Source organism: Nocardia amikacinitolerans, from assembly GCF_900215415.1.
Lineage (GTDB): Bacteria > Actinomycetota > Actinomycetes > Mycobacteriales > Mycobacteriaceae > Nocardia > Nocardia amikacinitolerans.
Window position 1 is genome coordinate 147,866 of the sequence record NZ_OBEG01000006.1, and the last position, 16,591, is coordinate 164,456.

General features: G+C 64.8%; 14 protein-coding genes. 13 read left to right on the top strand and 1 reads right to left on the bottom strand.

The annotated features are described in order from the left end of the window. Positions 1-57 precede the first annotated feature (57 nt). The 13 genes from CRP45_RS25315 to CRP45_RS25375 all read left to right on the top strand — a co-directional run bounded on the left by CRP45_RS25315 (position 58) and on the right by CRP45_RS25375 (position 14,948). Positions 58-1,662, top strand: a complete 1,605-nt coding sequence (locus tag CRP45_RS25315; RefSeq protein ID WP_097247315.1) for a flavin-containing monooxygenase — start codon at positions 58-60, stop codon at positions 1,660-1,662. 2 nt (positions 1,663-1,664) lie between these two features. Beyond that, positions 1,665-2,729: an alpha/beta hydrolase gene (locus tag CRP45_RS25320; protein ID WP_097247316.1), complete on the top strand. Its 1,065-nt coding sequence runs from the start codon at positions 1,665-1,667 to the stop codon at positions 2,727-2,729. Positions 2,730-2,782: 53 nt separating this feature from the next. Then, on the top strand, positions 2,783-3,535 hold the full coding sequence (locus tag CRP45_RS25325; protein WP_097247317.1) for an enoyl-CoA hydratase/isomerase family protein: 753 nt from the start codon (positions 2,783-2,785) through the stop codon (positions 3,533-3,535). A gap of 31 nt (positions 3,536-3,566) precedes the next feature. Continuing rightward, positions 3,567-4,370, top strand: a complete 804-nt coding sequence (locus CRP45_RS25330) for an SDR family NAD(P)-dependent oxidoreductase (RefSeq protein ID WP_179831011.1) — start codon at positions 3,567-3,569, stop codon at positions 4,368-4,370. 24 nt (positions 4,371-4,394) lie between these two features. Continuing rightward, complete coding sequence (locus CRP45_RS25335) at positions 4,395-4,772, top strand: cupin domain-containing protein (RefSeq protein WP_097247318.1); 378 nt, start codon at positions 4,395-4,397, stop codon at positions 4,770-4,772. A 16-nt stretch (positions 4,773-4,788) separates the two neighbouring features. Further along, entirely contained in the window at positions 4,789-5,892 is a 1,104-nt protein-coding gene (locus CRP45_RS25340) for a Zn-dependent alcohol dehydrogenase (protein WP_097247605.1), read from the top strand. Positions 5,893-5,957: 65 nt separating this feature from the next. Then, positions 5,958-7,121 carry an NAD(P)/FAD-dependent oxidoreductase gene (locus tag CRP45_RS25345; protein WP_097247319.1) on the top strand — a complete coding sequence of 388 codons (1,164 nt, stop codon included), beginning with the start codon at positions 5,958-5,960 and terminating at the stop codon, positions 7,119-7,121. A 9-nt stretch (positions 7,122-7,130) separates the two neighbouring features. Continuing rightward, positions 7,131-8,618, top strand: coding sequence for an aldehyde dehydrogenase family protein (locus CRP45_RS25350; RefSeq protein WP_097247320.1), 1,488 nt, complete (start codon positions 7,131-7,133; stop codon positions 8,616-8,618). Between the two features lie 72 nt (positions 8,619-8,690). Next, positions 8,691-10,256 carry a class I adenylate-forming enzyme family protein gene (locus CRP45_RS25355; RefSeq protein WP_097247321.1) on the top strand — a complete coding sequence of 522 codons (1,566 nt, stop codon included), beginning with the start codon at positions 8,691-8,693 and terminating at the stop codon, positions 10,254-10,256. Between the two features lie 21 nt (positions 10,257-10,277). Next, complete coding sequence (locus tag CRP45_RS25360) at positions 10,278-11,033, top strand: SDR family oxidoreductase (protein WP_097247322.1); 756 nt, start codon at positions 10,278-10,280, stop codon at positions 11,031-11,033. A gap of 229 nt (positions 11,034-11,262) precedes the next feature. Then, the gene (locus CRP45_RS25365) at positions 11,263-13,218 is read left to right on the top strand and encodes an oxidoreductase (RefSeq protein WP_097247323.1); all 1,956 of its coding nucleotides are present in this window, start codon (positions 11,263-11,265) and stop codon (positions 13,216-13,218) included. Positions 13,219-13,575: 357 nt separating this feature from the next. After that, positions 13,576-14,208, top strand: a complete 633-nt coding sequence (locus CRP45_RS25370; RefSeq protein WP_245910426.1) for an MspA family porin — start codon at positions 13,576-13,578, stop codon at positions 14,206-14,208. Between the two features lie 74 nt (positions 14,209-14,282). Beyond that, a complete protein-coding gene (locus CRP45_RS25375) occupies positions 14,283-14,948 on the top strand; it encodes an MspA family porin (protein ID WP_097247606.1) in 666 nt (221 codons plus the stop codon). A gap of 607 nt (positions 14,949-15,555) precedes the next feature. Here CRP45_RS25375 and CRP45_RS25380 read toward each other — a convergent pair. Beyond that, a complete protein-coding gene (locus CRP45_RS25380; protein WP_097247325.1) occupies positions 15,556-16,458 on the bottom strand; it encodes an amidohydrolase family protein in 903 nt (300 codons plus the stop codon). Between the last annotated feature and the right edge of the window lie 133 nt (positions 16,459-16,591).

Consider the following 16,591-nt stretch of genomic DNA (forward strand, 5'->3'; position numbering starts at 1 on the left):
GCGGCCATTGTGATGAGCATCAACATTTCGCCGAATCCACGCCAAGGAGCATTGAGGATGAACACTCCGGCAATCGCGACAGAGCGATACGACATTGTGATCATCGGCGGCGGAATCTCTGGTATCGGCGCTGCCCGGTACATTACGGAGGCGTTCCCCACCAAGTCGGTCGTCCTTCTGGAAGCTCGCGACAACATCGGAGGGACCTGGGACCTGTTTCGATATCCAGGCATTCGATCCGATTCGGATCTGCACACCTTCGCCTACGAGTTCAAGAGCTGGCGCCACCAGACCGCGATCGCCGACGGCGAGCTGATCCGCGACTATCTGCGTGAGACGGTCGACGAGTACGACCTCGGCCGGTTGATCCGGTATCGCCACACCGTGGTCGCCGCGGATTGGGTGAGCGATGACGCCGAATGGACATTGACCGTAGATGCCGCTGTGGGCGATTCGGTCGAGCGCCAAGTGATCAAAGCAGGCTGGGTTTTCGGCGCTACCGGGTACTACCGATACGACGAGGGCTACACCCCGGAGTTCGAGGGCCGGGCCGACTTCGCCGGTGACATCATCCATCCCCAGCACTGGCCGGAGGGCTACGACTACTCGGGTAAGAAGGTCGTGGTGATCGGCAGTGGCGCCACGGCGATCACGATGGTGCCGGCTATGTTGTCGGGACCCGGTGCAGCCCATCACGTGACGATGCTGCAGCGCACCCCCACCTACCTGCTCTCGATGCCCCGCATCGATTCCGTGGCACTGGCACTGACGAAGCTGTTCGGCGAACGACGCGGCTATCTGCTCACCCGGTCCAAGAACGTGTGGACCGACTGGGCGATTGTGAAGTTCCTCTCGCGGTTCCCACGTACCGGACGCAAGCTGATCCGCTACCTGAACACCAAGGAACTCCCCGAGGGATTCGATGTCGATCGGCACTTCAATCCGCCCTACGACCCATGGGATCAGCGGCTGTGCTTGGCCCCGGACGGCGACTTCTTCGCATCGATCCGGGAGGGGCGGGCCTCGGTAGCCACCGACAAGATCGTGCGATTCACCGAACGCGGCATCGCGCTGGAGTCCGGCGAAGAACTCGAAGCGGACGTGATCGTCACCGCCACCGGGCTGAACATGCGGTTCTTCGGCGGGATCGAGCAGACGGTCGACGGACGCCCGGCCGATCTGTCGTCCTCGCTCGTATACCGCGGCATGTTGCTGTCGGGTCTGCCCAACTGGCTCATGGCCATCGGCTACACGAAGTCGTCGTGGACGCTGAAGATCGGTCTGCTCGGCCGCAACTTCTGCGAGCTCCTGCGCCACATGGACACCCACGGTTACGACACCGTCGTCCCTGTCGCCGAGCCCGGCGCCCGCACGCGCTCGATCCTCGATCTCGGCTCCGGCTATATGAAGCGTGCCGAGTCCTCGCTGCCCAAGCAGGGCGAAGCGGCACCGTGGCAGATGAAGCAGGTGTTCCTCGAAGACCGAAAGATGATGCGCGGCCCGCTCATCGACGAGAACCTGCGATTCAGCTCGGCACTCGATCGTGAATCGAAGCTCTACCGCGAGAAGACCGCGACGAAACAAGCTGCCGACATCACCCAGGAGCCAGCCGTGGCGCCACCTACTCGTCGGCGGGCCACCGCCGCGCCATCGAAGGGCTGATCATGGTGTCGACAACCTCTCGGGTAACCAGCGCACGCCATCCGAAAGCGTTGACGCTGTCCGAGCGGGTTCAGCGAGCCGCCTTCATCGCGCTGGGCCATCTTCCACCCAGACTCCTGAACAGCCTCGCCCCCGCACCCACCAACGCCGACGGCGACCGGATGGCCCCGGAAATTGCCGCGGTCATGAAGCTGGCTGAGGCGGCGGGCGACTTCAGCGACGGCAGTGTCGCCGAGGCCCGCGAACTCGTCGAAGACGAGGGACGTATCTACGCCGAACACTTCCCACCCTTTGTCATCGACGAAGATCTCGAGCTACCCGGTGGCCTGCGTGCCACTAGATACCGAGCCACCGCCGAGTCGCGCGGAATCGTGCTGTTTTTCCACGGCGGTGGGTTCGTCCTCGGCAGCCGCGCCAGCTATGACGGTCCCGCTCGGCTCATTGCCGAGCTGGCCGGAGTCGATGTGGTGTCCGTCGAGTACCGGCTCGCCCCGGAAGCGCCATTCCCCGCGGCTGTCGAGGATGCGCTTGCGGCGTGGCGATTCACGGTGGACAAGGCGGCCGAGTGGGGCCACCGGGCCGATCGGATCGTGTTGCTCGGTGACAGCGCCGGTGCGAACCTCTGCGCGGTGTTGGCACACCAGCTACGCGGGGCCGCAGTGCAACCCGCATTGCAGGTGCTGATGTATCCGGTCACCGATGTCGGTTCGGAGCTGGGCTCGCGCACTGAGTTCAGTGACAACCCAGCGCTGACGAGTAAACAGATCCGATGGTTCACCGAGCAATACGTCCCCGATCATCGGGACCGGACCGATCCGCGCGTGTCACCGCTGCGGGACGAGGACCTCTCAGGTCTTCCGCCGACCGTCGTCACCGTCGCGGGGTTCGACCCGCTGCGCGATGAGGCGATCGCCTACGCCACTCGGCTGCGCGCGAGCGGTGTTCCGACGCGGCTGCTACGCGAAGGCGGCCTCGTCCATGGATACATCTCCATGACCAAGTTCAGCCCCGCGAGCCGGGCTGCCGTCGACCGCGTCGTCGATGCCGTGGCCGACGCGTTCAACTGAGCCCTCCGTTCCTGGAACTCGCCGGGTTCCTCTCTCCTACAGAAAGTTTCGCAATGACCGACCTCACCGTCGAATTCATCGATGGCGTATACCGCCTCGAGCTCAACCGCCCGCATCGGCTCAACGCACTCAGCGACGCGATGCTCGACGCACTGCATGACGAAATCAACGCGGTTCCCGACGATGCGATCGCGATCGTCATCCGCGGTGCGGGCAAAGCATTCTGCAGTGGCCACGATCTGAAAGACGCGGCCGACGCAGGCCCGCTCAACACCGTCACCGCGCGCGCGGTGGCCGAACGCATGCAGCGCGTCGCGGTCGCGATGCGGGAGTGCCGCGTGCCGATCATCACCCAGGTGCACCGCTATGCCATCGGCGGCGGGGCGGAGATCGCGTTGAGTGGCGACATCGTCATCGCCGCCGACGACACCACCTTCCAGTTCACCGAGGCCGCCGTCGGGCGTGTGGTCACCAACGGCTTCACCAACCTCCTGCCCCGCACTGTCGGCCCGGTGCGGGCCAAACAGCTGTTCCTGCTCGGTCGGCCGATGCTGGCCGACGAAGCATTCCAATGGGGACTGCTGACCGAGGTCCACCCTCTCGACAACCTCGACGCGGCAGTCGAGCACGTCATCGCCGAGCTGCGAGAGAAGTCGGGCTGGGCACTCGGTGCCGCCAAGACTCTGGTGAACCGTGGCCTGCAGGCGAGCTTCGAGTCCTCCCTCGACTTCGAGATCGGGGCCGCCATCGAGGCGGAGCTCGGTCCCGATGCCGTCAAGGGCGCCTCGGAATTCGCCGATAAATAGCTCATCCTCACCGAACGGAGAACGACACCCCATGCCTGTCAGCAACGCCTTGACCGAATCCGAAATCAGCCGCGAGATCTTCTCCCTGAATGGACGACGCATCCTGGTGACCGGAGCGTCGAAGGGCCTCGGCCGCGAGATCGCCATCGGACTCGCGCGTTTCGGCGCGACGATCGCCCTCGTCGCCCGCAGCAAGGACGGCCTCACCGAGACCGCCGCCCTGATCGAAGAAGCGGGCGGTGCCACTCCCATCGTGCGCGCGGTGGACCTGCGCGACCCGGACAACATCGAAGAGACCGTCGAGTCCGTCGTCGCCGAATTGGGTGGGCTGGACGTGCTTGTGAACAACGCGGCCGACGACCACGACTCCCCGATCGAAGACACTTCGCTGGAGACCTGGCAGCGCGTGATCGACCTCAACTCCCGATCGGTCTGGTTGCTGTCCAAGGCTGCCGGACCGCACCTTCGTGCCTCCGGCGGTTACGGCAAGGTCATCAACGTCGCCTCGGTTCTCGGCATCGTCGGTGTTCGCGACAACACCGCTTACGTCATGTCCAAGCACGCGGTCATCGGCCTGACCAAGGCGCTTGCACTCGAATGGGCGCGCAAGGGCGTACAGGTCAACGCGCTCTGCCCGGGCTTTGTTGTCACCGAAATGACCACACATATGCACGCCGACGAGGCGGGCAACCGGTGGGTCGTCAAGCAGACTCCGATGGGCCGCTGGGGCCAGACCACCGATTTTGTCGGCAGTGTCGTGTTCCTGTCGTCACGGGCATCGGACTTCATGACCGGGCAGGCCTTGCTCGTCGACGGCGGCTACACCACCCAGTAGAGACCTCAGAACTCAGGAGCGAACATGTCCGAACCGAAAGTGACGCTGGCACCGTCGAACCCCAAGTTCAGCTTCGACAACGGACCGATGGTCGTCGACTTGCGGACACCCGGTAAGGGGTTGTCTGAACTCGGTGGCGGAATCATCCGATTCGACAGCGGCGGCAGCACGGATCCGTGGCGGCTGCCCTACGAAGAGATCATCTATGTGATCGCCGGCGAGCTGACCCTGCACATCGATGGTGGCGAAACGATCTCCGTACCCGCGGGCGAGGTCGTGACCATCGGCAAGGGCGCCAAGGTCGTCTACGAAGGCGCGCCGGGTACCCAGGGCTTCTTCGCTCTGACGCCCGCCGACTGGCACAAGACCTACCCGCACGGCCTGCCCGACGCGGAAATCTGAAACAGAGGATATGACCATGAAGGTGACAGCGGCAGTCTTCGAAGGCGTCGGCAAGGATCTGTCCATTCAGGAGCTCGAACTCGAGGACCCCAAGGCAGGTGAGGTCCAGGTCCGCTTGGCGGCCGCCGGCGTATGCCACAGCGACTACCACGTCGTCAAGGGCGAGTGGGAGGCCAGCGGTCCGCTCGTGCTCGGACACGAGGGCGCCGGGGTGGTCGAGAAAGTGGGCCCCGGCGTAGAGAACGTGCAGGTCGGCGACCACGTCGTGCTGTCCTGGTTGCCTTACTGCGGGCACTGCTCCTATTGCATCAAGGGCCGCCCCGCGCTGTGCCCACGAGTACTGGAGACCGCGTACGCGAACCTGATGGCGGACGGAACGACCCGCCTGTCACGTGCGGGCGAACCGGTGTATTCCTACCTCACCACCGGAGCTTTCGCCGATGTCGTGGTCGTGCCCGCCTCCGGTGCGGTCCCGATTCGCAAGGACGCTCCGCTCGACCGGGTCGCTCTCATCGGATGCGCTGTCGCCACCGGTGTCGGTGCGGTCACCAAGACCGCGAACGTGCGGCCCGGCGACACTGTGCTGATCATCGGCTGCGGTGGAGTCGGCCTCTCCGCGGTGATGGGTGCCGCACTGGTCTCCGCCGGTGAGATCATCGCCGTGGACCTCAGTGACGAATCACTCGAACGCGCAAAGGCTTTGGGCGCTACCGCGACTGTCAATCCCGGTCGGGACTCAGTTCCCGAGGTGGTCCGCTCGATCGTCGGTGAAGATGGTGTCGACTGGGCGTTCGAAGCCATCGGCCTGAAGCCGACGCTGGAACAGGCCTACGAACTGACCAAGCCCGGCGGCACGACCGTCGTGGTCGGACAGTCGGCCGACGGTGTCACCGTCGAGGTCAGCCCCATGATGATGTCCGATCGCGAGAAGTCGCTGATCGGCAGCAACTACGGATCCTGCCACCCGGCCGTCGATTTCCCGCGCCTGGTCGACCTGTACATGCAGGGCAAGCTCGATCTGGACCAGCTGATCTCGCGCCGCTCGTCGATCAACGAGATCAACGAGGCTTTCGCCGCGATGGGCAGTCGGCAGTCAGGCCGCACGATCATCACGTACTGATCCGATGGGGTCGCTCAGTGCCCACATCTCCTGAGCGTCCATCACGGACGAAGTAGGAGCTATCAGTGGACAAAGCGCGCATCGTCGTCATCGGTGCCGGTGCGGTCGGCCTGGCTACAGCGCTGGAGCTGTCGACATCGGATCGCTACGACGTGACAGTTCTCGACCGCGAGCACATCGCGGAGGGCTCGTTGAGCCGATCGGTCGGGATCATCGAAACCCAGTACATCGACGAATTCGATATCAGGGTCCGAGCTTTCGGCCTTCGCTTCGCCCGAGACCTCGCGCAGCGAGCGGGACTGCACCTGACTGCCAACGGCTACCTCCGGCTGGCGGAATCAGATCAGACGATGGCGGCGTTCGCCCTCAGCGTCGAACGGCAACACCGGCAAGGGATCGCTGACGCTCGGTTGCTCTCCCGCGCCGAGATCACCGACCTGATCCCCTTCCTGGACATGGCCGATCGTGTGGGCGGACTGCTCGGACCCAGCGACAGCTATGTCGACGGGCACCTGTTCGCCCATGTCATGGCCGATCTCGCCAGGCACTGCGGGGTCAGGATCAGACAGCGCACAAAGCTCCTCGGCGCATCGTCGACCGGTCACGGCGCCGTCGAATTGTCCACTGACCAGGGCGATTTCACCGCAGACTATGTCGTCAACGCGGCAGGCGCCTGGGCCGGTCAGGTGGCTGACACCCTGGGAGCACCCGTCGCTGTGCACCCGCAGCGGCACCAGGCCGTCACAGTCATCCTCGACGAACCGTTCCAGCGGCGGATGCCGTCGGTGATGGACTATGTGCCCGGCAGCGGCCGGACCGGACTGTACCTGCGGCCCGAAGGCGACCGCAGGCTGTTCGCCGGCCTGCACTCCGAAGAGTCCTTCCACGACACGGCGGACCCGGACGACTACTCGAACACCACCGACGCCGACTTCATCGAGCAGATCGCGGAAGCGCTGGACACGCGCCTCGCCGGACTGGAAACCGCCCAGCTCGGCCAAGGATGGGCGGGCCTGTTCCCGATGTCGTTCGACGCCCAGCCCGTCGTCGGGCCCCACCCAGACAACCCACAGGTCATCTGTGCGCTCGGTGCCGGTGGCAACGGAATTCAGCTCGCACCGGCGATCGGTCGCACCGTCCGCGAGTACCTCGACGGGGTGCGCCCGAGCCTGGCCGGGCCGGGATCGAAATGGGACCCCGCCCGGATGGCCAGTCCACCCTCGATTTAGGAGAACCACATGATCACCCCCGACGTCATCGCGGCCGCGGAGGATCGCATTCGCGAAGTCTCGCGCACCCACTTCATCGGCGGGCAGTTCCGCCCCACCGACAGCACCGAGACGATCTCGGTGACCAACCCCGCCACCGAGGAATCGCTGGGCGCGATTCCCAACGGCACGCGCGACGACATCGACGCGGCGGTGGCGGCGGCCAGGTCCGCGCTGCCCGACTGGAGCAGGCGAACTCCCGCAGCCCGGGCCGAAATGCTGTTCGCGCTGGCCGATGTGGTCGATGCCAACCTCGATCTGCTCGCCGCGGTCGAATCGATCAACGGGGGCAAGCCCTTCGCCGCGGCACTCGAGGAGATTCCGGTGGTCTCCGACGGTCTGCGGTTCATGGCCGGTGCCGCGCGCACGGCCCAGGCACCAGCTGCCGCCCAGTATGTGCCGGGCATGCTGTCCTACATCCGGCGTGAACCGGTCGGCGTCGTCGGCGCGGTGGCACCGTGGAACTTCCCGCTGATGATGGCCGGGTGGAAGATCGCGCCAATTCTGGCCGCGGGTAACACCCTGGTCCTCAAGCCTTCCCAGCTCACGCCGTTCTCGATCCTGGTGCTGATGGAGTTGGCAGGCGATGTCCTGCCTCCGGGCGTTCTCAATGTGGTTCTCGGGCGCGGATCCGACATCGGCAAGGCGCTGAGTGAGCATCCAGGCATCGACATGATGGCGGTCACCGGCAGTCTCGCCTCCGGTCAGGCCGTCGCGCGTGACAGCGCCGCCGGTGTCAAGCGTGTCCACCTAGAACTCGGTGGAAAGGCGCCGGTGGTCGTGTTCCCCGACGCCGACATCGACGACGTCGCCCAGACCCTGGTCGCAACCGGCTACACCAACGCGGGTCAAGACTGCGGCGCCGCTACCCGAGTGGTGTGTCACCACGACGTGCACGACCTCCTGGTCGACAAGCTGGTCACGGCGGCCGAGAACCTGGTGATGGGCGATCCCTGCGCGGAGGAAGGGGTGCAGTTGGGTCCGGTAATCGGCGCTGCCCAGCGCGATCGCATCGCCGCTATGGTCGACCAGGCCCGCAAGGACGGCGCGAAGGTCGTGACCGGCGGCGCTGTTCCCGACCGCGCCGGCTACTTCTATCCGCCGACCGTGATCACTGATGTGGCCCCTGGCACGGAGATGGCGCGCGAGGAAGTGTTCGGGCCGGTCATTTCGGTGGAGACCTTCGGTACCGAGGCCGAGGCGATCGCAAAGGCCAACGATGTCGAATACGGCCTCGCGGCTTCGGTATGGACCGCAGATCAGCGCCGGGCGCTGCGCGTGGTCGAGCAACTCGAGTTCGGATCCGTCTGGGCCAATACGCATCTGGCCTTCACCACCGAGATGCCGTGGGTGGGATTCGGAAAGTCCGGCTATGGGCGAGACAACTCGATCTACGCCCTCGACGACTACACCCGCACCAAGCACGTGATGCTTCCCATGGACGCATCCGCCGAATAATCCATTCCGCCGGACACCGGTTCCGCGCGGACAGTGGAGCCACCCATCGGGACCGACCATCGAGAGACAGCGATGACAGCATCCACCCTGCACCGCACCCTCGGCGCGACGATCACGCGCGCCGCCACCACCTGGCCGGACCGGATCGCCGTCCGGTCCAACGGTGAGGGGATCACCTTCGAGCAGTTGCATCACACAGCGTTGCAATACCTGCACCAACTCCAGACACTCGCGCTCGAGCCTGGAGATTCGGTGCTGATCATGCTCGACAACGATGCGACCGTTCCCGCGGTGTCGATCGGCGCGGCACTCGGTGGCATCGTCACCGTGCCGATCAACACCGAGTACCGAGGGGAGACGCTGCGGCACATCCTCGCCCATTCCGGCGGCGCGGCGATCGTCACCTCGCGTCGGTTCCTGCACCGGATCCTGGAGGTGCGGCCAGACACCGTGGACACCATCATTCTGGTCGACGCCGACGTCGCTGCCCCAGCGGAAAAGGGCGTCCGCCCACTGAGTCTCGGCGCCCTGGGCCACCCCGTCCAGCGCACCGAACTCGACGAGCTGGCGATCATGTACACCTCGGGCACTACCGGCCGCGCGAAAGGCGGGGTTGTCTCCGAGCGGCATGCGTTCGAATACGCGCACAGAGTCGCGGAGATCCTCGAACTCGATAGTGACGATGTGTATTACGCACCGCTACCGCTGTTCCACATCGCCGGTCTCTGGGCGGCTCTGTACGCGTGCCTGCAGCGGGGAGCGACGTGTGTGCTCGTGCCGCGATTCTCGGTCTCGCGCTTCTGGTCTGATTGTCGCGAGGTGTCCGCGACAAAGACCTTCCTGCTCGGGGCGATGGCACAGTTTCTGCACCGTGCCCCCGATGACCCCGCGGCCCAGGGAAACAACCTGCGGCGGATGATCATCGTGCCCCTGATCGACGATCTCGACGGCTTTCGACGCCGGTTCGATGTCGAGGTGACGACCTGCTACGCCTCCACCGAGGTCAATGTGCCCCTCGCGGCGCCGATCGGTGCATCGGTGTCCACGGCCGGCGGTGTCGGGCGGCCGAACGAGGGATTCAGTGTCCGCGTGGTTCGCGAAGACGGCACAGACGCGGCCGTCGGCGAGCCCGGTGAGCTGTGGGTGCGGCACCACGATGCAGGCGTGCTGCTGCTGCGCTATCACGATGATCCGGACGCCACGGCCGACCTCATCGTCGGCGAATGGCATCACAGCGGAGACACTTTCAAGGTAGACGAGCACGGCAATTACCATTTCGTCGACCGGCTCAAGGACGCACTTCGCAAACGAGGCGAGAACATCTCCTCGTTCGAGGTGGAATCCGAGGTTCGAGCGCATCCGCAGGTCATCGAGTGTGCGGTCGTCGGCGTCGCCTCCGGGGATACCGAACAAGAGGTGTACGCGTACGTCCAACTGCGTCCCGGCGCCGCGACGACAGCGACCGAGATCAAAGAATTCGTCGCCTCTCGCGCCCCGAAGTTCATGGTCCCTGACCGCGTCCATTTCGTCGCGACGTTCCCGACCACCCCCACCGGGAAGATCCAGAAATTCAAGTTGCGCGAGCACGCATCCGGATCGGTGCAGAGCCCGGCCGGACTGCAAAGTTCCGGTGCTTGACGTCGAACAGAAAGTGATCGTATGAGTACCTCCAACACTGCGATCGTGACCGGCGCCGCTCGTGGCATCGGCGCGGGTGTCGCCCGAAGGCTGGCCGCAGACGGGCTGGCCGTGGCCGTGCTCGACCTCGATGAGGCGGCATGCGCGTCAGTTGTCGAGGAGATCGAGAACAACGGCGGCCGCGCCATAGCGGTCGGGGCGGATGTCGCCGACGAGTCCGCCGTCGAGGCCGCGGTCGAGCGGGTCGGCGCAGAACTGGGCCCGCCTACCGTGCTGGTGAACAATGCCGGCGTTCTGCGCGACAACCTCCTCTTCCGGATGACCGCTACCGACTGGGACACCGTGATGAACGTGCATCTGCGAGGTTCGTTCCTCATGAGCCGCGCCGCCCAGAAACACATGACCGCAGCGGGTTTCGGCCGAATCGTAAATCTGTCGAGCACCTCGGCGCTCGGCAATCGCGGGCAGGCGAATTACGCCGCGGCGAAGGCGGGTCTGCAGGGGTTCACCAAAACGCTCGCGTTCGAACTCGGCAAGTTCGGCGTCACAGTCAATGCCATCGCGCCCGGATTCATCGAGACCGAGATGACCGTCGCCACCGCAGAACGCATGGGGATTCCGTTCGAGGAGTTCAAATATGCTGCGGCGGCGCAGATTCCGGTGGCACGCACCGGTGTGCCCGCTGATGTCGCGCACGCGGTGTCGTTCTTCGCCAGTGCGGGCGCTGGATTCGTTTCCGGGCAGGTGCTCTACGTCGCTGGTGGTCCGACGGCATGAGCACCTTCGAGAACCTCGGTGTGGCCGCAGTCGCGGCCATGTGGTCGACCTCGTCGCGTTGACAGTGCCCTGACTCGCCGCCCACATCCGTATCGAACGCCCTGTCATTGTCTGGACGGAAGGACTGAGCATCCCGACAAGTCTTTCACCTCAATCACAAATCGCCCCCGCGGCGCGTTAGCTGCGGTCCGATACCGGCCGCTCTGTCCCTGATAACGAGGAATTCCTGATGACGAACCCGACCGATGATTTCCCACTGTTGTTCTCGCCGCTGCAGGTCGGACCCATGACCTTGCGGAACCGAATCGTCAACGCGCCGCATCAGACCGGCTTCGCTCGCGACAAGGGCTACTCGCCGCAGCTTGTCGAGTATCACCGGGAACGAGCACGTGGCGGCTCGGCGCTGATCATGTCGCAAGCGACCTCGGTTGTGCCGGGCTACCTGGACATGCACAACGTCTCCGACGACATCGTCGGGCAATACGTCGATGTCACGAAAGCGGTCGGCGAATTCGGTGCCCATTACGGCGTGGAGCTCTATCATCCGGGCAGCCAGGGCAGCTACGAAGGACAGGGAACGGACGTCTTCGTCGGTCCGTCAGCGGTGGCTGCGGACTATTTCCACGCGGGCTGGCGGGTGCCGCACGCACTGACCGAAAGCGAAATCCTGTCCATTGTGGACGCTTTCGCCGCCGCGGCCGGGCGATGCGCCGCCGGAGGCGTCTCGTCGGTCGAAGTCCACCTCGGACACGGCAACCTCATCGAGCAGTTCATCTCGACGAGGACCAATCACCGGACCGACGACTGGGGTGGGTCGCTCGACAACAGACTCCGCTTCGCCGAACTGATTCTGCGCGCGGTCCGCGCGGCGGTAGGCCCCGATGTAGCCGTCGGCGCGAGGATGACCGCCACCGGCCTGGACGCGGACGATCCCGGCGTGATGGATTCCGCCGAGATCATCGGCACCGTCGGTTCGTGGGACCTGCTCGATTACGTCTCGCTTACGATGGGCCGCTACTCCGACGCGCTCAATACCGCTCGCAACATCCCGAACATGACTTTCCCACCGGGGCTGTGGCAGCGCTACGGACGCACCATCAAGAGCGTTCTGGAGGTACCCACCTTTCTGGTCGGGCGGGTCAACCATCCACGTACCGCGGAGGAGATGCTCGAGGCGGGCAGCTGTGACGCCGTGGCGATGGTCCGTGCGCTGATCGCCGATCCCTATCTACCGGAGAAATCGCGGACCGGGCGGGTGGACCACATCCGGCCGTGCGTCGGTGCGATGAACTGTCTGCACCGGCTGGATCAAGGCCGCGGCATCCGGTGCATCCACAACCCAGCGGTCGGCCACGAAGGCGATCTCTCCGAGGACGTCGGTGTATCCACCGAACCACGAAGGATTCTCGTAGTCGGCGCCGGACCCGCGGGTCTGGAGTACGCCCGTGTCGCGGCCCGTCGCGGGAACCAGGTCACGGTGTTCGAGCAATCGAAGATCGGGGGCCAGGCCTTCGCCGCGTCGAAGGCGCCTACCCGCTCGGAGCTGTCCTCGATCACCGACTGGCTGCATCAAGAGTGCCTCGATGCCGACGTCGAGTTCCATACCGACACAACGGCATCGGTGGCCAACATTCAGGCCTTCGCGCCGGACCTCGTCGCCATCGCGACCGGCTCACACCTACCGGCGAACCCGTTCGCCGACGGCCCCCTGCCGACCATCGATCCGGCACACATCCTGTCGACCCGGTCGTTCGCCGGTCGCATCGCGGTCTACGACAGTTTCGGTGATTGGCAGGGCATCAGCCTGTCCCACGCCCTGGCGCAGAAGGGTGCCGAGGTCGTGTACGTCTCGCCCACGCCGTACCCAGGCAGTGCGCTCGAGATGACCAACTGGCGTATCGAATACGAACTGCTCGCCGAAGCGGGTGTGGAATTCCATCCGATCACGCAGGTGACCGGTGTCGCTCCCACGGCGCTGAAGGTCAAGGTCGGCTTCGCCAAACGGGAATCGGATATCGGCGATCTCGACGCACTGGTCTGGGTCGGACCGCCGGTCGCGGAAGATTCCCTGTACCACCAACTGCGGGACAGCGGTTTCGTACTAGACCTCGTCGGCGACGCCTACGCACCGCGGGGAATCGAGCAGAGCATCTATGAGGGACGCCATGCCGCGCTGCAAATTTAGTCGACTACGTATCAAATAAGGGATCTCTATTTCGGCAATGGTTTGGAAAAGATGAACGAGCGACTGGTGGGTCGCCCGGTAGTTGTGATGTCTGAATACATTGCCTGACCAGGAAAAATTGATCAAAACAATTGTTGTGGAAGTCTTCTCGGATCGCTAAAGTGATGTGGGCCACGTCGGGACGATCTACCAATCGAGATCGATAATTCCCACCGTCGGCCCCATCTGCGACGCCACCGGAAATCCTTCGAACGGACCACACTCCGGAATTCTGATAAATGGATGTCGGCGTTCTGAAATCAAGAGGAGATTCTGATCAACATGAGTTCTCGTTGGGCAACGGCTCGCGCGGCCGGAATGCTGGGTGTTTCCGGCATCGTCGCGATGTCATTCTGTATTGCGACCTCGGTATCAGCGGGTGCCGATGTGGTCGTCCCGCTCCCCGACGGCGCCAAGTCGGGGAGCGGTGTCACGGTGTCACGTACCGGTGAACGCGCCGTCGTCTCGCCGTCGATGGCGTCCAATGGGGCAGGTCGGGTGGTGTGGGTATCCGGTCGGGCGAGTGCGGATGTCGCGGTCACCCCCGAAGGTGAGGTCGGCCCGACCAACGGCCCCGCCGGTGTGCCCGGGAGCAACAATTCCTCCACACACGGTGCTTCGCAGCTGAATACCGGTTACATCGTCGGCTGTCAGGTGAGCATCGCTGATGACGCGATCGGCGCCGGGATCTCCGGCGGTATCTCGACCGGAGGGGTGAGTGCCGGCGGATCGATCGGGGTCAACCTCGGTCCCGGCGAGGTGAAGTTCGTGCAGATCGACTACAAGGACATCCTCGAGCCGGGGGTGTACTCGGTGGAATACCGCGACGCCGAGATCGAGATTCAGGGCTGCGCGGGCTATGCCCAGGCCCGTGCCTACACCGTGGTCGAGATTATCGGGGACCACTACTCCAAGACCACGCTCTACGGTGCGCCCTTCAGCATCGGCTGACCGGCGATCGCTCTCGCTCGAACCAGCATCCGCCACTTCGCATCGCGAAACTCAATCCCACCAAGGTGAATTCGATGTTCAACCGTAAGTATCTCGCGCGACTCGGCTTCGGCGCCGTCGCGTCCCTCGCGCTCGGCCTGGCCACCACATCCACGTCGACCGCCGACACCTTCGTTCCACTGCCCGGGGGTGAGCTCGTGGAAACCCTGTCCGACGGCACCGTTGTGACCGTCCGGCTCACCGGCGAATCGGCGAATATCAGTCCCTCGCTCGGCTCGACCCCCGTGCATCGAAACGCCTGGGTCTCGGGTTCGGCCCAAGTCGAACTCGCCGGTACCGGCGCCGAGGTCGGTGGCATCATCTCGCCGGGGTACGTGGTCGGTTGTCAGGTGAACATCGCCGGTGGCGGTGTCGGCGGGGGAGTGGAAGGGGCCTCTGACTGGGAGGGCAACGGCAGTGCCGGTGCCAGTACGAGCGGCGAGCTGTCGCTCGGTCCAGGCCAGACGCAGTCGTTCTACATCCTCGACCGGGAGAAGGCCGACGACTTCGGCAACGAGTCGCACAAGGCCTACAACGTGTTCTCCGGTGGCAGTGGGTCGGTGACCTGGTCCGACCAGACGATCGGGCTGTCGGGCTGTGGTGGCTACGCGCAGGCGCGGGCGTTCGTCAGTGTCGAGATCGTGACCGATCGGGTAACCAGCTGGGTGACGCTGTGGGGTCAGCCGTTCAGCCTCGGCTGAGCACTGTCGGAGGGAAGTCCCGCTGCCCCGGTCCGGCGCATCGGACCGGGGCAGCGGGCTGTTCGATCAGGGGTGTGCGGGCAGCGCGCTGATCCTCTGTTCGATCGCGGCCTCGTCTACGAAATACGAGTCGCGCACGATCTTCAGCGAGACCGGGTCGAACGTGGAGAACCCGGTGGCCATTCAGCGGACCTTGCTCGCGAAAGCTGAGGATGTGACATGCGAAGGCGTCGCGGTGATCTCGGGCAAGACCCCAACGTATTGTCCTGAAAGTGGGTCGCGACCAGTTTCGGACTGTATCTCAAGGTAGGGTCCGCCGCGGATGTCCGTCCACGCCTGCACGCCGCAGGTTATGGAATCGCGTGGTGCACTGTGTACTTCGTCGTCGAAGCCGGTCTCGGCACTGCTCGAACAGGGCGAGGCGGGTGGTATTGGCCAATGCGGAGGATGCGGCACGTCGACGGAGCAAAAGCCGCAGGCGAGCGTGGAACTGTGTGGAGGTCAGGCCGAAGCGCACGAAGGCCTCGGCGTCGTTGCCACCATAGGGAGCCCACTCGGCGGCGAACTCCAACATCTCGATCTCGAGCTGGTCCACCCGTTCGCTCTCTCAGACGGATTCGGTACGGGCAGCGGCGCTTCGGCGTTCGACGAGGTCGGTTCCCCACACCTTGTCGATCAGGCTCGCCGCGTTGCCCCAGGTGTATTTGCGGTAGGATTCCGGGCTCAGCTCGAGGTAGTCGAGCTCCGGGATCAGCCGGTCGTGGCGCATCATCGGCCAGTCGGTCGCCATGAGCACCTGGTCGGCGACCATGGTGTTCATCCAGTGCGCCACCGGCTCCCAGCCGCCCTTGCTCCCGACCATCCGCTTGGGAGCGATCGCGCCGAAGTCGGCGTACACGTTGCGGTGCTTCCACAACACGGCGAGGGTTTCGGTCACCCACGGCCATCCGCCATGGCTGCACACGATGGTGAGTTCGGGATAGGCGCAGGCGATGTTGTCGATCGCGGCGGGGTTGCCGAACGAAATCGGCCCGGTCTCACTGAAGTTGATGCCGGTGTGGACTGTCACCGGATGGCCGTTGTCCTGGCAGTAGGCCAGAATCGGTGCGGCACTCGGGTCGTCGGCGGCGACCTTGAGGAAGCCGGGCTGGAAGTTCCAGCCTTTCAGGCCCAGGTCGTCGTGGGCGGCCTTCAGCACTTCGAGCGCATCGGGTCGGCGCGGATCGGTGGTGGCGATGCCGCCGAGGAACCGGTTGGGGTGGGCGGTCACGGCGTCGTGTACCTGCTGATTGATTTCGACGGGGTCACCGTCTTCCCACTCGGCCTGCATGACGCCGAAGACGTTCAGCGATTCCATCTCGGCGACCAGGTGCGTCAGGGAACGGCCAGCGGTGAACTCGTCGCCGTAGATGCGGGTGTATCCCTCGCTGTCGGTGCCGTCGAGGTCGACGCTCTTCCAGTCGCCGGCGGGCCGGATCCGGAAGTCGATGTACTCAGTCGCGTTTCCCACTGCTTCCTCGATTCGTTGTTGGTATGCGGGGGCGCTGCACCACGCGACGCCGCTCTACCTGGCGGCCGTCAGAGCGAGATGCTGCACGCGGTCGTCGAATTCGACAGCAGGACTCACCGATCACGCGCCAGCG

Coding starts and splice junctions, on each gene's coding strand:
- CRP45_RS25315 (WP_097247315.1), top strand. CDS start 58: ATGAACACTCCGGCAATCGCGACAGAGCGATACGACATTGTGATCATC.
- CRP45_RS25350 (WP_097247320.1), top strand. CDS start 7,131: ATGATCACCCCCGACGTCATCGCGGCCGCGGAGGATCGCATTCGCGAA.
- CRP45_RS25320 (WP_097247316.1), top strand. CDS start 1,665: ATGGTGTCGACAACCTCTCGGGTAACCAGCGCACGCCATCCGAAAGCG.
- CRP45_RS25375 (WP_097247606.1), top strand. CDS start 14,283: ATGTTCAACCGTAAGTATCTCGCGCGACTCGGCTTCGGCGCCGTCGCG.
- CRP45_RS25335 (WP_097247318.1), top strand. CDS start 4,395: ATGTCCGAACCGAAAGTGACGCTGGCACCGTCGAACCCCAAGTTCAGC.
- CRP45_RS25325 (WP_097247317.1), top strand. CDS start 2,783: ATGACCGACCTCACCGTCGAATTCATCGATGGCGTATACCGCCTCGAG.
- CRP45_RS25370 (WP_245910426.1), top strand. CDS start 13,576: ATGCTGGGTGTTTCCGGCATCGTCGCGATGTCATTCTGTATTGCGACC.
- CRP45_RS25365 (WP_097247323.1), top strand. CDS start 11,263: ATGACGAACCCGACCGATGATTTCCCACTGTTGTTCTCGCCGCTGCAG.
- CRP45_RS25360 (WP_097247322.1), top strand. CDS start 10,278: ATGAGTACCTCCAACACTGCGATCGTGACCGGCGCCGCTCGTGGCATC.
- CRP45_RS25340 (WP_097247605.1), top strand. CDS start 4,789: ATGAAGGTGACAGCGGCAGTCTTCGAAGGCGTCGGCAAGGATCTGTCC.
- CRP45_RS25355 (WP_097247321.1), top strand. CDS start 8,691: ATGACAGCATCCACCCTGCACCGCACCCTCGGCGCGACGATCACGCGC.
- CRP45_RS25330 (WP_179831011.1), top strand. CDS start 3,567: ATGCCTGTCAGCAACGCCTTGACCGAATCCGAAATCAGCCGCGAGATC.